Consider the following 17,975-nt stretch of genomic DNA (forward strand, 5'->3'; position numbering starts at 1 on the left):
CTTCCAGAGCTTCGACGGGGTGGACAACCCCGCTCACTTCACGCACGACCTGCCGGACGGCTGGTCGCAAAACGTCGAGGGTGTGACCTCGGGCGAGGCCCGCTGGAACGGCTGGACCATCTCGGACGTGCGCCACTGGACGTGGGCCGCAGGTACGGATGAGCGCCACTACTTCACGCAGGGGCACGACCAGTTCGCCATCATCGATTCGAAGCAGCAGCGCCTTGCCGAGCGCGACTCCATGGACGCGCGCATGAGCACCGCACCGATTGACATCGCCGGCCAGAACAAGGTCGCCCTCGAGTTCGACCAGCACTACCGCCAAGGCAAGGACGGCCAGCAGGCGCAGGTTGCGGTGGGGTTCGATGGTGGGGAACCGGAGGTCGTCGATAGGCTAACTAGCAACCGTTACTCCTCCCACGAGTACTTCGAGCTCGACGTGCCGGAAGGCGCGAAGACGATGCAGGTGACGTTTAGCTACCTCGGCGGCAACGACGACTACTGGTGGGCCGTGGACAACGTCGCGGTGCGCGCGCCGTTCACCCAGGCCGCGGAGAAGCCGAACACCGTCATCGACGTCATCTCCGATACGCAGGACGACCCGGAGGACTTCAAGCTGGCCGTCCGGCGCCTCAACGCCATGCCGGAGAAGGCGGGCGCGCTGGTGATCAACGGCGACCTGGTGGATAACGGCAGCCAGGAGCAGTGGGACAAGTTCCTCGCCGCACGCAAGGAAGTCCCGCATGATTCGGGCGTGGAGCTGTGGACCATTGGCAACCACGAAATGTATGGCAAGGAAACCTCGGAGGCGCACATGCAGCGCTTCCTCAAATACTCCGGGCAAGACAAGCCGTGGAACGAGGTGGTGGTGAATGGCACGCCGTTGATCTCCATCAACACGGAGTACTACTCCGACATCGACCGCGAAGGTAAAGAGCCGTTCCAGCGCATCTCCGCCGAGCAGCTGAAGTGGCTGGATGAGCGCCTCGCGCACTGGGATAAGCAGGGCGTGACCGCGCTGGTGTTCACGCACCCGCTGCTGCCGGGGACCGTGTCCATGAGCCATTCCGCCTGGTACCAGAACGATTTCGAGGACGAGCAGGCCATCTCGGATGTGCTGTCGAAGTACAACGACATCGTGGCGTTTACCAGCCACTCGCATTCCTCGCTGAAGCAGAACAACTGGTGGGGCACCAGGCGTTACGACGGCACCCCGCAAGGCACCATTGGCTTCCCCGTGGTCAACACCGGCGCGATCCTCAACGAGTACCTGCCGGACGGCGACCACGACGAGGAGATCGTGGACGACAAGGCCGCCACCGGCCTGCGCGTGAAGGTCTACGACGACCGCATCCGCGTCGAGGCCTGGGACTTCAAAGACGGCCGCGGCCTAGCCAACCCCGACGGCGAGGCGAAGATGATCAAATACCAGGATTTTTCCAAGCAGAAGCGCGTGGCGGCGCCCGCGGCCAACGCCCCAGCCGAGCCCAACCCGGATACGCCCACGGATACCGCTGGCGGTTCCTCCACCGGCGAGAAGATCGCGGTAGCTATCGGCATTCTCGCCGCGATTGGCGGGGCGTTCGCGGTGCTTGCGCCGCGTGTACAGGAAGTATTGGGTGGCCTCGGCCTGCCGGCAGTGCCTTTGGAGCTGATCCGCTGATCCACTGGCCCGACGGCGATAAACGGCATCTTGCTAGTAACATTCCGGACGGGGCAGCGGCCGCATGCTTACCCCCGTCGAGTATGCCCAGGGACATTGATCGGATGGGCAGTTAACCCGCTGATAGCGGTGCACCCCCGTGCTGTACCCCCTTCGGCCTCTGAATACTGAGAGAACCTCACTTTTTGACGGATTCACGCTTCCTGATTACGGCAGTACAGCTGGCAAGCGTGGGAAAATCTAGAGGTAGACGCGAAGCAATCTTGGGGTGGCACCTTTTTGCGGATAAGCAAACCTGACCTGATGTTTTCTCAGCGTTTTATGGTTTTGGCAGCTCGCGTGAAGCGAGTATGGACACCGAATTACGGTTCCGTTATGGTCAGCGTTGGCGCCCAAGCTGGGCCCAGAGGTGGTGTGGACGAGTTTGTCGTCTGCCAGCTCAACCTCCCATCGCTGACCGCTACTCGGGCCCAGCGAACTTCGATTCTCCGAAAGGATTTCCCATGGCAATTGCCATCAAGAAGACCGCCGCGATCGCCATCGCCGCGGGCCTGACTTTCGCCGGCTCCGCTGGTATCGCGGCGCAAGATGCGTTCGCTGCAGACGTGAACGCCGCTGTTGGCGAAGCAACCACCGCGTACTCGCTCACCGTGCACAAGCGCGGTGGAAACTGGCAAGAGAATAGCAACTACAACGGCGGTGCTCTGGATGAAGCGCCGGGTACCGATCTCGGCGCAGGTTTCAAGTTCTCCATCGAACAGGTGACGCCGGATCCCGACAACATTAATGACGCAAGCGCCGCGACCCCGGTTCAAGGTGGCGCAACGGCAGAAGGCACGACGGGTGCCGACGGTAAAGTGCGGTTCACCAACCTGCCTGAAGGTGTTTACCGCGTGAAGGAAGCTGGCGTTCCAGCCGACAGCAACTACATCACCGGTCCGGCCTTCCTGGTCAGCGTTCCGGTAACTACCGCAGACGGCACCAAGAACATCAATGATGTGGTTGTGTACCCGAAGAACACGGAAACGACTGTCGAGAAGTCCGTGGAGGATGAAGACAAGAACTCCGGCGATACCATCGACTACACCATTACCGCGAATGCACCGGTGGTTCCGGCCGGTAACACGCTGACCTCCTTTGCGGTGCAGGATGCTTTCCGTGGCAGCGAGCTGACCGATGTGAAGGTTACGAAGGTTGAAGTTGGTGGGAAAGAGGTCCCACCCGCCGAATACGACGTGGTGGACGGCACCATCGAAGGTGGACCAGCTGATGCTGACACTACGAAGACCGTCGAGTTCAAGGACGCCGGTCTCGATCGTGTGAGCAAGCAAGAAGCTGTAGAGGTGAAGGTCTACCTCACTGCAACGATGCAGAAGATTGGCGACGGCGAAATCGTCAACAATGCACGCTCCATCGTTCGCGGACCGAACACCAAGTCCACCGACAAGCCCAAGGAAACCCCTTGGGATGAAGTCAAGACCTACCTTGGTGAGCTTCGACTCGTGAAGACTGATGGTGGGGAAACCAAGCTGAAGGGCGCTAAGTTCGACCTCTTCCGTTGTGATGAGTCCGGTGAAACTACTGGTGATGCCATCGAAACTGGCATTGTTTCTGATCAGGACGGTCTGGTGAAGTTTAACAAGTCGCTTCACGTTACGGACTACATCGACGATAAAGAAGTCGCTGAAGTAACGAAGCGTTACTGCGCTGTGGAGACGCAGGCTCCAGAGGGCTACCAGAAGCTGAACAAGCCTGTTGTGATCGATTTCAAGCGCAGCGACCTGAATGAAGATCTGCAGGTAGGCGACGTTAAGTACGAAAAGGTCCAGAAGACCGTGACGGTTGTTAACACCAAGCCGCTGTTGCCTGGAACGGGTGGCATGGGTGTTCTGATCATCGCCCTGGCTGGTCTCGCGATCATCGGTGGCGGTGTCTACGCGGCACGTCGCAACTCCCAGTCTGCATAACCGCTGACCGGGAGGCGCCCCGGACCCGCCGGGGCGCACGCCCGCCAGCAGGAGGGCGTTAAATTCCTGCTCCAGTTTTGAATAGGAAGGGTTGTCGTCGATAAGCGATGGCCCCAGAGAGGACAACAACGTGACCACAGCAGTGAAGGCGAAGCACCGGAAGCAGCCGGCGCAGAAGTCGTTCTTCCAGCGTGTCGCATTACCTGTCCTCATCATCCTCGTCGGCCTGGCGGTACTGATGTACCCGGTGGTTGCTACTCAGCTGAATAACCGCGTGCAAGAACAAGTAGCGAAAACATACGAAGACCAGCTCGAGGCGGCACCGCCGGAGCAGGTCAACCGTGCGTACGAGGCTGCGGTCGCCTACAACCGCGCGCATACCGACGGTCCGATTCTGGACCCCTGGCTTGCGCGCATCAGCGAAGACAACGCCGAGTACAAAGCGTATGAGGCGCAGTTGGCGGGGGTGTCAGCGATGTCGCAGTTAGCCATCCCGTCGATTGACGTGCGTCTACCCGTCTACCACGGCACCAGCGAAAACACCCTGCAGAAGGGCCTCGGCCACCTGTATGGCTCGGCGCTGCCCACCGGCGGCGAGGGCTTTCACTCCGTGATCACCGGCCACACCGGGCTGACTACGGCATCGCTTTTTGACGACCTCGCGGACGTCGAAGTCGGCGATGCAGTCTACGTCTCCACGTTCGGCGAGCGCATGAAGTACAAGGTGTACGACATCGAGATCGTCCTCCCCGACGAGACCGACAGCCTGGGTGCCGAGCCCGGCCGCGACCTGCTCACGCTGATCACGTGCACCCCGTACGGCATCAACACCCACCGCCTGCTCGTGCACGCCGAGCGCGTGCCGATGGATCCGGACGAAGCGCAGATTCTCGACGAATCCACGTCCACCTTCCAGTGGTGGATGTGGGCCCTCGGCGGCGTTTCCCTGCTGGTGCTGCTGGCGCTGATCTGGTGGATCATCCGCGAGAAGAAGAAAAGCGACCGCAAGGACGCCATGACTAGAGAGGTTCTGTCCTAATGCGCACTTCGAAGTTTGTGGCGGCGCTCGGCGCGGCGTCAGTCCTTGCGTGCGGGTTCTTCGGCCCCGCTGCCGATGCGAAGGTGATCAGCGGCAACGACCGCGACATCCCCGCAGCGAGCGTGGACACCACCCAGCCGATCTCGTTGGTGGTGAAGAAAGCAGCGACGAACCCGTACGACGATGTGCCGGCAGGGGAGAAGCCGCCGGCCATCGCCGGTGCGACGTTCAAGTTGTCGTTGGTCAAGGGCGTGGATGTCACCACGGATGAAGGGCGCGCGGGTGCCAAGAAGCTTTCGCTTGACGACGCTAAAGCCAAAGGCCTCACCCCAATCGCCACCACGCAGACGAGCGAGAAGGGTGCAGCCGGCTTCGACAACCTGAAGCCCGGGCTTTACCTGCTGGAGGAAGACGCCCCGGACGACGGGCACGAGTACCACGTGTCCAGCCCACAGCTGATCATCCTCCCGCTCGGTGACGTGCGTGGCACCCAGTTCAAGTATGAGAACGTGGTGGTGACCAAGTGGGACGGCAGCGACGGTGGCGAGCCGCCGACCTCTACCCCGACGCCGTCACCATCGACGTCGACGACGACGGAGCGCACGACCGAGAACACCACGGAGAAGACCACCGAGACCTCCACAGAGCGCACCACGGAGTTCACCCCGGTCGAGTCCACGATCACCTCCACCATGCCTAACGGCTCGACCACGGTGATCACCACCCGGCCGTCGACGTACGTGACCACCCAGCCGAACGGTTCTGTCACCACGGTGACGCAGCCGCCGGCGGATAAGGAACGCAGCGGCGACCTGGCCTACACCGGCGCGAATGTCCTGTGGGCGGCGGGCCTGGGCGGCCTGCTGATCCTGGTCGGGTTCTTCCTGGCCCGAGGCAGCAAAAACGAAGAGCAATCACGGTAAGACAGCGGATTTAGGAAAACGATTATGCGAAACATCTTGAAGCCTGCAGCGCGAACTGCTAGCTCGCGCACGCGTCGCTCGCTCCGTGGCATCGCTGCCGTGGTTGCCTCCGTGGCGCTTGCCGCTGGTCTGGGTTCGTACCCGGTGGACGCGCAGGAGACCAGCGCCGAAACCACGACGAGTGCGACGGCCGAGACCGTAGCTTCCACGACGACTACGGCGGAGACGCCTACTTCTGCTCAAGCGTCTTCCGAGGCGCCTAAGCCGGTCGTGGTCGAGCCGAACTCTGTGACGGTCGAGCGCGACGGCGATGTTGACCACATCACCATCCGCGACACCGACGACAACCCGTGGGACTCCGGGCGCAAGGCGTCTGACGAGTACATCTGGGGTGTGAAGCGCATTGGCGACGGCGATATCACCCGCATTGTGAAGGTTGTCGCTGACGGCGAGGAGCTGGACCCGCAGTACTTCGGCTACGTCAACGGCGAGGGCTTCGACGTCATCGGCATCGACGAGGACGCCTTCTGGACGATTCCGCCGATGAAGCTCGAGATCGAGGTCGAAACCACCGAGGCCGGCGAGTACGCGATTGCGGAACCGGATGAGGTTCCGACGGCACGCGAACTTTCGGAGACCGGGTACGGACGCATCGACCAAGCCGCCGCCACCGTGAATCCGGAGGGCGCGGGGATGGCGCGTGCGAGCGTTAGCGGCTATTCGGACTCTTCGCTTGACGTCGAGAATCTGCAAGTGACTTTCCCGAATTCGAATCCGCATCTCGAGTTCACCATTGATGAAAGTACGCGAAATTACAGAATAACCAGGGTAAGGGTGAGCAAGAAGAAAGATAATTCAGACACCGTTGACATTGCTGGCCCTCTCCGGATGAGTGTCGTCAGGGATGGAAAGCTTATCTATTCCCGAACGCTTGATAAGGCCAATTTAGATTTCAGGCGTCTTAACTCTGCCAACAAGTCGTACGAGACTGAGTTTGAGTTGGTGCCTAACTATGAAGACGTCGTGTTGAGCTCCGGGGACGTTGTGCAACTCGATCTTTCAGGACCTGGAAAGGGGACCTACGATGTACGAATGTGGGGCAACCAAGTGTACTACAAGTGCCCTGCAGAAAGTTTCGTGAACGACCCGAAACCAGCTCGAACGTTGACGCCCGAGGAGCAGGCGGGAACTCGCATCTACGTTTCTACGTCGGAAGATGCTAACGGAGGGACAACTGATCGTGGGAAAATGGTCCGAACTGTACTAAACCTTGAGAAGCAGGGATCCGATAAATTCCAGCAGTTGGGTAAGAGCGAGTGGATCTACAACGCGCTGGCCTATAACCCCGCGGATAACTGGCTTTATGCGGTCAGTCAGTACCGGGGAGCCGACAAAGATTGCTTCCCCGCTGCACACCTTCTTCAAATCAACCCGCTGTCGGGTGCAGTGACCAATCTAGGTCCCTTGACCGGAGTGACTCTTCCGAATGAAGGCGCGACCAAGAATAACGACGCAGAACTTCTGAACTCCGGTGTCATCTATAACGGCTATCTGTACGTATCAAACTCCGCAACTTCGGGTACTAGACAGCTCTACAGAGTCGCCCTGCCCGACAACCAGAAATTTTCTACGGGGCTACCCCCGGTGGAAAAGATGACCAACAATGGCAATGCAGTGCTAGCCCTTTCCGAGGACTATGCCCAGCTTGCATCCGCGCCAAATTATGCCTGGGGTCTAGTCAGTACGGGCGCGTACAACGCCAAACCCGGACTTAGCCTTCCTAACGGGGTTCCCGTTATGGAGCGAATCAATCTAGATACAGGTGAAATTGATTACTATGAAGTGAAGGGTGAGCGTGCAGAGGCTCTCAATGGAGAGAAACTTAAGGTTCAAACCACCTGGGGAAAAGCTTGGACATACGGAAACGGTAATCTAGGTTTCGGTGTGGGTGGAAAAAGCAACAGCTCCGTCAAAACCGTTCAGATTAGTATTCAGTACCCCGATAATCCGGTTATCCGAGTCGAACAGCTTCTCGATGAAGCCCCATTTTCGTATAACACTGATGCGGCAAGTAACGGCCTGCAGTACCCCACGCCTGAAAGCGATCTGTCTGTGAGGAAAGTGCGACTTTCACCAGATGACCCAGAGACGGCTCAAGATTACGCGCAATTGAGTAACCTGCCGGACGCTGAAAAGTACAGCGACATTTGGCGTATTGAGGTTAGAAATGGTCGCACATACAATTCGGGATCTACACTCATCGAGAACCTACCCGAGGTGTACGAGCCGGGAACGTTTGGCCTGGTCGGAACGGCGGCGTCCGAAGGGCAAAGCCAAAACATCAGAAACCCGAAATCTTACAGAAAGTATGCAGGCGAAGGCTACGTATTCCAGATCGGTTTGCCGGAAATGCAGCCAAATGCGTGGTTGAGGCTGTACGTGCGAGCAAACTCAACGACGGGCAAATGTGGCCCGAATCTCGCGGAAATTGTGAATAACGACAAGGATTCGAACCCGGGGAACAACTCTTCGGAAGCAGCTTGCCCTAAGCCGGAACCTGAAAAGGTCGCTTTTGAAATCAAGAAAGTCGATTCAGGCGGAGGTCAAGTGCCTTTAAACGGTGCGGAGTTTGTGCTGTTTGACGTTACAGCCGACAATAATGGAGTTCTAGATGAAAACGAAATGAATTGGGACCGCTCAACGTGGCAATCCGACCCCAATGTATTTATTTTCGAAGACAGTGCTTCAGGAATCTATAAGGCAGTGGATGGGTTGGAGATCGGAAGGATTTACCGTCTGTTCGAGACCCGATCCCCGTTAGCCGCCGACGGCTCTAGGTATAGCCTTCTGACCGCGCCCATAGTCTTCCGCATTAGTGCAGCGGAGGATGGTAAATCCGTCGAGTTTCTCGAGGACAGGAACGGCATTGAATCCTGGTCGTCTACTCCACCGATCGCGGTCCCTTCAGTGAAGATTGACGGACTTTCAGCATCGATGGAACTTGCCAACGTTAGGCAAGGAAATCTCCCTGCCACGGGCGGGCACGGGGTCGGCGCTCACGCGCTATTCGGCGCGATTCTCCTGTTGATCGGTGCGATTGTGGCAAGGAGAAACTCTCTAGCGCGCCTGACGTAACCCACCGACAGTATTCAAACCCAGTGCCCACATGGCGAGCAGCTCGTTGCGCCTTCTGTCGTGCTCGGGTTCAATCGATTGGCGCCGTCTTCCTGTGGCGCCCCGCTTCACTTATTTCCAGAGCTTCGACGGGGTGGACAACCCCGCCCACTTCACGCACGACTTGCCGGACGGCTGGTCGCAGGACGTCGAGGGCGTGTCCTCCGGCGAGGCCCGCTGGAACGGCTGGACCGTCTCGGATGTGCGCCACTGGACCTGGGCCGCCGGCACCGACGAGCGCCACTTTTTCACCCAGGGGCACGACCAGTTCGCCATCATCGATTCGAAGCAGCAGCGCCTCGCCGAGTGCGACTCCATGGATGCGCGCATGACCACCGAGCCGATCGACGTCGCCGGCCAGAGCAAGGTCGCCCTCGAGTTCGACCAGCACTACCGGCAGGGTAAGAAGGGCCAAACCGCACTGGTTGCGGTGGGGTTCGATGGTGGGGAACCGGAGGTCGTCGATAGGCTAACTAGCAACCGTTACTCCTCCCACGAGTACTTCGAGCTCGACGTGCCGGAAGGTGCGAAGACGATGCAGGTGACGTTTAGCTACCTCGGCGGCAACGACGACTACTGGTGGGCCGTGGACAACGTCGCGGTGCGCGCGCCGTTCACCCAGGCCGCGGAGAAGCCGAACACCGTCATCGACGTCATCTCCGATACGCAGGACGACCCGGAGGACTTCAAGCTGGCCGTCCGGCGCCTCAACGCCATGCCGGAGAAGGCGGGCGCGCTGGTGATCAACGGCGACCTGGTGGATAACGGCAGCCAGGAGCAGTGGGACAAGTTCCTCGCCGCGCGCAAGGAGGTCCCGCATGATTCGGGCGTGGAGCTGTGGACTATCGGCAACCACGAGATGTACGGCAAGGAATCCTCGGAGGTGCACATGCAGCGCTTCCTCAAATACTCCGGGCAGGAGAGGCCGTGGAACGAGGTGGTGGTGAATGGCACGCCGCTGATTTCCATCAACACGGAGTACTACTCGGACGTCGACCGCGGAGGCAAGGAGCCGTTCCAGCGCATCTCCGCCGAGCAGCTGAAGTGGCTGGATGAGCGCCTCGCGCACTGGGATAAGCAGGGCGTGACCGCGCTGGTGTTCACGCACCCGCTGCTGCCGGGGACCGTGTCCATGAGCCATTCCGCCTGGTACCAGAACGATTTCGAGGACGAGCAGGCCATCTCGGACGTGCTGTCCAAGTACAACGACATCGTGGCGTTTACCAGCCACTCGCATTCCTCGCTGAAGCAGAACAACTGGTGGGGCACCAGGCGTTACGACGGCACCCCGCAAGGCGCCATCGGCTTTCCCGTGGTCAACACCGGCGCGATCCTCAACGAGTACTTGCCGGACGGCGACCACGACGAGGAGATTGTGGATGACAAGGCCGCTACCGGCCTGCGCGTGAAGGTCTACGACGATCGCATCCGCGTCGAGGCCTGGGACTTCAAGGACGGCCATAGCCTGCTCAACCCCGACGGCGAGGCGAAGATGATTAAGTACCAGGACTTTGCCAAGCAGCACCGCCTATCGACGCCTCCGGTGCAGCCCCCGGCAGAGCCCACCCCGGAGGCAGATGCTGATTCCGTTTCGGTGGAGGGATCCTCTGCCGGTGCGAAGGCCGCCCTGGTCATCGGCATCGTGGCCGCGCTCGGCGGGGCCTTCGCGTTCGTCGCCTCGCAGTTCGGCGATCAGCTGCGCGGGTTGCTCCCGGGGCTCCGGTAGCGCTGAGGGGAACACTCGGCTGCGCGTCGACGCAGCGTTTGTTAAAGTTTGCCCCAACATCAAGGGGGAATGGTGGGGAAACGTAAACGGTTGAAATCGCGCGAAAGGGCTACACCGCGGCTTTCGTCCGACGCATCGCACTCGGTTGAGTTCTTCATGCGTCCTGATGATGGTGCAGTGCCGTTGTTTAGAAGATCGGAATGGTAGCGGTGTGGTGAGTTTGTGGTAGCGCTTGAGTGGGGATCCGGTAGCGGTCCCTGCTCAGGCGTTTTGTGGGGTTACTGGTTAGTTTCCAGTCTCATGTTTGGTCCTTCGAGGGTGATGATTTCGGCGCCAGCGACGAGTCGGTTGAGGATGGATTCGGCGATGACGGCGTCCGGGATGGATCTGTACCAGTCTTGCGGGGTGAACTGTGAGGTCACGATTGTTGATCGGTTGCCTTCTCGTTCGGAGAGAATGTTGAAGAGCAGGTGTGCGGTGGTGGCATCGACTGGGGTGGTGAGGAAGTCGTCGAGGACTAACACGTCGACGTTGATCAGCTCGCGGGTGAGTTTGAGCCGGGCTGGGTCGTCGAGTGGCATCACTGCGAAGTGCGCGGCAAGCATGTCGGTGCGGTAGAACCTGGCGGAGTAGTCGTTGCGGCATGCTGCGGTGATCAGTGCTTGGGCGAGGTAGGTCTTGCCGACTGAGGATTTGCCCAAGATGACAATGTTTTGGCCCAGGTGGCACCATTGTCCGTGAGCGAGTCGGCTGACTTGTTCTGGGTTGATGTTGCGGTCAGGTGCGTAGACGACGTCTTCGAGGCAGGCATCGGGGTTTGGCGATCGTGATGCCTTGAGCAGTTTGTTGATGCGGCGTTCGCGTCTGGCCGCGACTTCTTTGTCGAGTGCGTAGAGCACCTTTTGGGAGAAGGTCCACGTGTCGAAGGCTGGGTCGTTGGCGATGTCGATGACGCTTTTGCCGAAGGCTGTCATGCGCATCGCTGTGAAGTCCGCGAGGACGGATTCGTCGAGGAAACGCTCTTGAGGCGGGGTCGGTGGGGTCATGGCGTTGTGGTTCCTTTCTTGATGAGGTTGTCCAGACTGAACTGTGCTGCGCCACCGAGGTAGGCGCCGCTGGTGTCGCGTGTGGCAGCGGCGGGTGCGTGGGCCCGATGCCCAGGTGTGGCCGGTGCCCAGGTGTGGCCGGTGCCGGTTGGTCGAAGCCGTGTGGTCGGGTTGCGGCTTCTTTGCGTACGGCGGCCATCATGTTTTTGACCGCGGTGTAGGACACCGCCCGGCGGGTCCCGTCGGAGGAGACCAAGCGCTTACATGCTTCTTCCAACACGAGCTTGTTGGCGTGTTTGCCCATTGACAGCACGTTTCGGCACGATTGGTACGCCTGGGCCGGGATTGCTTTCGCCGCGATCATTTCCTCGATGACGGTGCGTGTCGCCGGCCCGATCTTTTGGGCTTCGCGCAGGAAGTAATCGCTCGTCCACAGTCCCTGGGTGTGATCCATATTCGCCGGGATGTGGTCGGCATCGGTGACATACGCCCCGCGGGTGTGGGCAAGCGTGTGGGTTGTAACGGCACGGCCACCATCGAAGACCGTGAGCACTTGCCCGGTGATGCGCACATCGACAGTGCGGCCAACGAGCTGGTGCGGCACGGAGTACCGCACGCTAGCTACGGTGATGTGGAAATCTGGGGCGATCTTGGCGCGTTTCCACTCGGTGCGCTGCCACGGGGTATCGGGAAGTGCTGTCAACAGGTGCCTTTCATGCGCATCGAAAATGTCTTTGCGGCTTGACTGCTGGTGACGAAACGGTACCGCCTGGTTGATCTGGCCAATCAGCTGTTTAATACGCGTGTTGAGCTCGTCAAGGTCGACGCACTGGTGGCCATCGAGTGCGTGGATGACCTTGTGGGTGACGATCTTGACTGCGGCTTCGACATTCGCTTTGTCTTTCGGCCGTTTCGCCCTCGTGGGCAGTGCTGCGGTGTTGTAATGCTCCAAAAACTGCTCGTAGGTGTCGTTGACCTTGCGGTTTCGATCCGCCGCGCTGATCGCGTTCGACGCAGTCGAGGCATTATCCGGCACCACAACCTCAGGCACGCCCCCGAAGTAGGCGAACGCGTGGTGGTGGGCATCAAGCCAGGAATGCTGGCGCTCATCCGGACATGCGAGGGCAAAAATCATCCCGGAATACGGCATTGAGGCGACAAACACGCTGACCTTCACCCCCGGTGCGCCATAAGGGTCTAACAGGCGCATCTTGGTGCCTGCCCAATCCACCTGCATGGTGTGCCCCGGTGTGTGGGTGATGCGTGCGGTCAAACCGGCCGCATCGACATGAGACGCCACCAACTGGCGAAACCGGTCGTAGCTGTAATGGAGCTGGCCGGGTAAAGCAGGTGTGGTGGTGTAGCGCGCCCACAGCACTTGCAGTGTCTGCTTGTTACGCCCCGTGCGGGCTTTGACCACCGCATCAAAATGAGAGTGTCCGATTCTTTGTGTGCGGGGGTTTGGTTTACAAGTAGTCCGCGAATCGGTCGGGGTAAGCCACGGCTAGTTGGTTGATGGCTTGTTTCCACCCGGTGGCTGTCGCTCCTTCAATATAGCCGTTGCACTCAACGTCGCGCTTTGCTTTCTTCGCTCGCTGCGCAGCGCGCTTGTCTTCGATGTTGCAAATCATCAGCCAAAGCGTCTTCAGCGCCGCAGTATCGTTCGGGAACTGGCCCCTGTTGCGGGTAGCTTTACGCAGTTCAGCGTTGAGCGACTCGATCGAATTGGTGGTGTAGAGCACCCGGCGTGCCGCCGGCGGGAACTGCAGGAACGGCACGAACCGCTCCCAGGCGTCGCGCCAGACTTTGACCGACTGCGGGTATTTCCGGCCGAGTTCACTGGCCTCGAACGCATCCAAGCTGGCACGTGCGGTGTCCTCGTTGGCGGCCGTGTAGACCTCACGCAGCGCCCGGGAGACAGATTTGCGGTCCTGGTAGGACACCCACCGGTTCGCAGCCCGAATCAGGTGCACAATGCAGGTTTGCACCATGGAATTCGGCCAGGTTGCCTCCACGGCTTCCGGCAGGCCTTTGAGCCCGTCGCAGCACACGATGAACACGTCCTGGACACCACGGTTGGCCAGGTCCGCGCACACCGATGCCCAGAATGCAGCGCCTTCATTTTCCGCGATCCACAATCCCAGGATGTGCTTGATGCCGTCCATGTCGACACCAACCGCCATGTAGCAGGACTTGTTGACCACGCGGTGGCCGTCACGGATCTTGACGCGTAGCGCGTCGAGGAAGATCACCGGGTAAAACTCGTCAAGCTGGCGGTTTTGCCAGATCATGACCTCGTCTAACACCGCATCGGTAATGGTGCTGATCGTATCCGGGCTCATATCCACCCCGAGCGTGGTCGCGAGATGGTGCTGAATATCACGCACGGTCATCCCGCCGGCGTACAGCGAGACGATCATGTCATCGAGCTCAGTCAGTCGGCGTGCACCCTTGGGCACCATCTTCGGAGCAAACGTGCCGGCACGATCCCTGGGCACAGTCACTTCCACTGCGCCGTAGCCAGAATTGACGGTCTTGGTATACGACCCGTTGCGGTGATTGCTGCTCTGCGCGGTTTCCACCTGGGCTTTGGTCTTGCGGTCAGAATGGCCGTAGCCCAAATGCGCATCCATCTCCGCCTGTAGACCAGCGTTGATCGATGCCTGCAGTAGGCCTTTGACCAGCTCGCTGGCATCATCAGCGGAGGTCGACAGCTCGCTTATCAAGCTGGCAAGCTCAGGATTTTCCATCAGCTTCTCGCTGATCTCGTTGACCTTTGCCGGGTCATGGTTTTTCTTCGGTGACACCGTAGTCATTATCGGTGAAACTCCTTCTAGATCAGAGCCTCACACACAAACTTCCTGACACCCTCCATCAAAATCGATAGGGACGAAATCGCCCTGGCCGGTACTGCGCCCATCTACGAATAACTCGTCGAGCTCATCATCCGTCAACGCCAAAACCTGGTCGACGGTGCGAATCCCAAGGGATCGAAGCACCTGATTCGACCGGGAAATCGTGCGGTGCGAGCACCCGAGCTGTTGTTCAATCTGGCGGTACGAACGCTGCTGCACAAGCAGCTTCATCACCGCCCGGTAATCCGTCATCAGCGGACTCCTTCCGGTAACCGGCTACACCCCTGTGGTGCAACCACCCGAAAGCATCACCCGCCACCGCCAACCCCGCTACCGGAAACCCACTAAACCGCTACCCGAAAGTCACCACACCGCTACCAACTAGCCGGTCGCAACAGCCGTCTCTTGAAACCTTTGCCGCGTGGCCAAATAAAGCAGCGAGGAAGCTCTTACCTGTCCTCGCTGCTGTAGCAGAGGCTCCTCCGAAAAAGTTCGCTGGTGGTGGTAAGTGGGAAGCAATGCATGGCACCTGCACTGGGATGTATGAGGTGAGGGCGAGGATCGACGGCGTGCACTACCGCCTGTTCTGCGTGCTCGATGTTCTTGCGGAGAACGTGGACCGGCCACTGTTAACCGTCATCGACGCAGATTCGAAGCCGAATGGCGAGGTATTCGCGGAGAGCCGTTATGTGGAATTAAGTGAGCTTCGAGACGAGTACTTCAGGCCCGACGAAAACGGTCGGCCAGTTCGGTCTCTTGCCCCGGCTAGCCTGGTTGCGAGTTATATTGCTCGGACGTGAACCTACGAATGTGTTTCCAAGCGTTCAGCATCAGGCTCTAGCGTGAGACGTAGATTTACAGATGCTGCCAAGTCCGCGAGCGTGCCAACAGTTGGATTCACTTCACGCCCAGACGAGGTAAGCAACCGGCGAACGGAAGAGTAGGGGATGCCGGAATCTTGAGCCATGCGCTTTTTGGTGAGCCCCAGATTTTCGCGGTGCTCCTCAATCGTGTTGACGATCCGGTCGTAGGTTTGGATCCGTTTCAGCTCACGCTCATAGACTTCAGCGAACGCTGGGTCCTTCTCTGTTTGTGCCCGCAGCAGTGCGTTGAATGTATCGCTCACAGGACTCCCCCTTCTTGTCACGGTTTGTATCATTTATGGTACAGAAGTTGACCGCCTGGGGCAACGGCTAGCATGCTTCGGGCTGGCACTGACGCGCCCGCGCTCGAGCCTCCCACCGCCGAAGCCCCGCGCCGGACCGCTTGATTCCGCGGTGGGTGCAGCAGTAGGGGACTAGAAAGACGCAGCTCAAGCGTTTAAGCTGAGTTCCACTTGAGCCGAGAGGCCAGAAAGGAGGGCAAGCGAGATGAGGGTTACGTTAGCGCAGGCTGCCGACTACTTTCGCTCTGATTTCGATGAGATCGCGCGTGTCGTTGAAAGCGGTTGCGTGGCTCTGGATGAGCAGGGGACTGTCAATCTCATGCTTGCCCAAGCGTTGGCGCGCTATGTGTCCGACGAGTTTGTTGAGTTTTTCGGTACGGATCAGGCTTTCGTTGCTCGGGATATCGGCTTTGTTGAAGCGGAGTACTTCAACCACGCTGATCGGCTGCTCCCGGCTGAACTCGGACTGTTGGATGCCAGTGCGTTGGGGCTTGCCCCAGGGGGTCGGAGGTACGTTCAGGCAGCTGGTTTGAGGGACCTCATCAACGCAGGAATTTTAGGGCTGAGCGATCAGACATCGCGCGTAGGTGTCCTCGTCAGAGAGCCAGATTGCTCAGAAAAGCAAGCGCTCGCAGATGCCTACATGCTTGGGGGAGCACGTGTGCAAGGTGCAGTCCGGACATACATCAGAGAGAACGCGGCGAGCGCGGCATAGGCATGGTGGGCGGCGTGTACCCCGGGCTACACCAGGTCGCAGCTGTGTTGGATGGTGAGGACTGGTTGCTCGTAGGTGGGGCAATGACCCAGCTGCATTGCACCTTAAATGATGTTGGCTACGGAAGATCCACGGAAGACGTGGACGTCGTCGTTGATCCGATGAACCATTCGACGCTGGTCGGCGTGGCGGAAGCGCTGGAGAAGGGAGGGTACGAGCAAATCACGCCACTGAGGCGGGAAGGGTTTCTCCACCAGTTTCGTCACCAAGAGGGGCCCCAAGTGGACGTGATGGGAATCGACAGCGACCGCACGCCCGACCGATGGCGTGGATACAACGTTGTGAAATGCCCTGGTTCCAAGTCAGCGCTCGGGCGACTTGCAAGCGGCACGCCGAAAGACGTGCTTGAGGTTCCGGTCAGCGCGGCACATACGGTCAGGTTGCCTAACGCCTGGTCCGCCCTTGCGATGAAGGGCCATGCCCTTCGGCTCCCCGATGCGAACCGGGAGCGCCATGTCCAAGATGCGCTCGCCTTACTCGCGTGCGCGGATAGAACTGAGGCGAAACGAGAGCTGACAAAGTCTGAACGCGCTGGGGTAAACAAGATCCTCTCCAGCTCGTACCTGTCCGAGGTTGAAAATTGGATGCCCCTTGATCAGACGCATTGGGGCGAGGCGCTGCAAGAGATGAGACGTTTACGGCCCCAGGGGGTCATCCCGGTACCACCACTGCTCCAGACCGAGATGCCACTTGGGCGATAAAAAGAACACAACCGCCCTAGGTTTCCGGCCTCTCACCGCGCGCACTACGATCGCACCCACACCGAACCGGGAAGGAGGCCTGTCATGGCGGCTCGCCATTCCCACGCGCCACGGCGCGGCGGGTCCGTGGTTGGACCTTTGGTCGTCGTTACGCTGCTGGCCCTCGTATACCTGTGGTGGACCGGCAACGACCAGCCCGGCGACGAGCCCGCGCCCGAGCCTCCCACCGCCGAAGCCCCGGCGCCGCAGCAGGAGGCGCCGTTCATCGCGGACAGCCGCCCGCTGGAGATGTACATTCCCGCGATTGGCCTGGTCGCGGACTTCGAACCGAACGATTGCCGCGCGCACGACGGCACCATCGACCCGGCGACGCTGGACCTCGCGTGCGCGTACACCTCACCCGACCGCCCGTATGCGCTGCCAGGCTCGCAAGCCGAGGACATTGTGGTCATCGCGGGGCACACGGGTTCCGGGGTGGAGGCAGTCTTCGACAAGCTTTACGACGGCTCCGCCGACCACCACACCGTCCGCGCCGGCGATGTGCTGTACCTGCGCACCGAGGCCTCCGGCGAGGCGTGGCTGAAGTACACGGCGACGGATTTCCACGACCCGGTGAAAGCGTCACTCAGCAGCGACACCTCCATCTGGGGTGACGGCCCCACCCCTGGCAGGTTGCTGACAATCAGTTGCATCCAGCCGCCGTTCTACCAGCAGTCGGTGCGAAATGCGGTTGTGGGCTGGCAGTTTGCAGGTGTCGCCGGGCCTATCGACGGCTCCGCTGAACCCGCCCCAGTCATCCCCCGGGGATAGCTCGCGGCGCCCATCGTGCGTGGATTTCGTATTGAACTGACAGGGTGTGTGGAGGGTCCGGTTGTAACGTAACCGCGCCACCTGGCCGATGCATTAGGTGGGTGGGATAAACAACCGAAAGTGAAGGAGCA

Annotated in this window: 13 protein-coding genes and 1 pseudogene; 9 read left to right on the forward strand and 5 right to left on the reverse strand. The window is 59.8% G+C overall.

Going from position 1 to position 17,975, the window contains the following annotated elements; translation table 11 throughout:
• Nucleotides 1–19: 19 nt before the first annotated feature.
• The 6 genes from ACF3NP_RS00005 (at nt 20) to ACF3NP_RS00030 (ending at nt 10,492) form a co-directional block, all read left to right on the forward strand.
• On the forward strand, nt 20–1,663 hold the full coding sequence (locus ACF3NP_RS00005) for a metallophosphoesterase family protein (protein WP_392398742.1): 1,644 nt from the start codon (nt 20–22) through the stop codon (nt 1,661–1,663).
• 503 nt (nt 1,664–2,166) lie between these two features.
• The gene (locus ACF3NP_RS00010; protein ID WP_181889108.1) at nt 2,167–3,630 is read left to right on the forward strand and encodes a SpaH/EbpB family LPXTG-anchored major pilin; all 1,464 of its coding nucleotides are present in this window, start codon (nt 2,167–2,169) and stop codon (nt 3,628–3,630) included.
• 238 nt (nt 3,631–3,868) lie between these two features.
• A complete protein-coding gene (locus ACF3NP_RS00015) occupies nt 3,869–4,669 on the forward strand; it encodes a class C sortase (RefSeq protein ID WP_375713418.1) in 801 nt (266 codons plus the stop codon).
• Nucleotides 4,669–5,592, forward strand: coding sequence for a prealbumin-like fold domain-containing protein (locus ACF3NP_RS00020; protein ID WP_181889106.1), 924 nt, complete (start codon nt 4,669–4,671; stop codon nt 5,590–5,592). Before ACF3NP_RS00015 ends, ACF3NP_RS00020 begins: the two co-directional genes overlap by 1 nt.
• Nucleotides 5,593–5,703: 111 nt before the next feature.
• Nucleotides 5,704–8,727, forward strand: a complete 3,024-nt coding sequence (locus tag ACF3NP_RS00025) for a DUF6923 family protein (RefSeq protein WP_181889105.1) — start codon at nt 5,704–5,706, stop codon at nt 8,725–8,727.
• A 94-nt stretch (nt 8,728–8,821) separates the two neighbouring features.
• Entirely contained in the window at nt 8,822–10,492 is a 1,671-nt protein-coding gene (locus tag ACF3NP_RS00030; RefSeq protein ID WP_392398743.1) for a metallophosphoesterase family protein, read from the forward strand.
• Nucleotides 10,493–10,770: 278 nt separating this feature from the next.
• On the opposite strand, the gene ACF3NP_RS00035 is transcribed toward ACF3NP_RS00030, so the two are convergent.
• The 5 genes and pseudogenes from ACF3NP_RS00035 to ACF3NP_RS00055 form a co-directional block, all read right to left on the reverse strand.
• Entirely contained in the window at nt 10,771–11,538 is a 768-nt protein-coding gene (locus tag ACF3NP_RS00035) for an ATP-binding protein (protein ID WP_181889444.1), read from the reverse strand.
• A 535-nt stretch (nt 11,539–12,073) separates the two neighbouring features.
• Nucleotides 12,074–12,958: pseudogene (gene istA / locus ACF3NP_RS00040) on the reverse strand (IS21 family transposase); the annotation flags it as partial.
• 46 nt (nt 12,959–13,004) lie between these two features.
• Nucleotides 13,005–14,354 carry an IS256 family transposase gene (locus ACF3NP_RS00045; RefSeq protein ID WP_181889445.1) on the reverse strand — a complete coding sequence of 450 codons (1,350 nt, stop codon included), beginning with the start codon at nt 14,352–14,354 and terminating at the stop codon, nt 13,005–13,007.
• A gap of 30 nt (nt 14,355–14,384) precedes the next feature.
• The gene (locus tag ACF3NP_RS00050; RefSeq protein WP_236883441.1) at nt 14,385–14,645 is read right to left on the reverse strand and encodes a helix-turn-helix domain-containing protein; all 261 of its coding nucleotides are present in this window, start codon (nt 14,643–14,645) and stop codon (nt 14,385–14,387) included.
• A 550-nt stretch (nt 14,646–15,195) separates the two neighbouring features.
• The gene (locus ACF3NP_RS00055) at nt 15,196–15,519 is read right to left on the reverse strand and encodes a helix-turn-helix transcriptional regulator (RefSeq protein ID WP_181889102.1); all 324 of its coding nucleotides are present in this window, start codon (nt 15,517–15,519) and stop codon (nt 15,196–15,198) included.
• A gap of 244 nt (nt 15,520–15,763) precedes the next feature.
• On the opposite strand from ACF3NP_RS00055, the gene ACF3NP_RS00060 reads away from it, so the two are divergent.
• From ACF3NP_RS00060 to ACF3NP_RS00070, 3 genes are all read left to right on the forward strand, one after another.
• A complete protein-coding gene (locus tag ACF3NP_RS00060) occupies nt 15,764–16,273 on the forward strand; it encodes a hypothetical protein (protein ID WP_239357105.1) in 510 nt (169 codons plus the stop codon).
• 83 nt (nt 16,274–16,356) lie between these two features.
• Entirely contained in the window at nt 16,357–17,034 is a 678-nt protein-coding gene (locus tag ACF3NP_RS00065) for a hypothetical protein (RefSeq protein ID WP_392398744.1), read from the forward strand.
• An 84-nt stretch (nt 17,035–17,118) separates the two neighbouring features.
• Nucleotides 17,119–17,844, forward strand: a complete 726-nt coding sequence (locus tag ACF3NP_RS00070; protein ID WP_392398745.1) for a hypothetical protein — start codon at nt 17,119–17,121, stop codon at nt 17,842–17,844.
• The last annotated feature ends 131 nt before the right edge of the window (nt 17,845–17,975 follow it).

The organism is Corynebacterium lehmanniae, from assembly GCF_043161975.1.
GTDB lineage: Bacteria > Actinomycetota > Actinomycetes > Mycobacteriales > Mycobacteriaceae > Corynebacterium > Corynebacterium lehmanniae.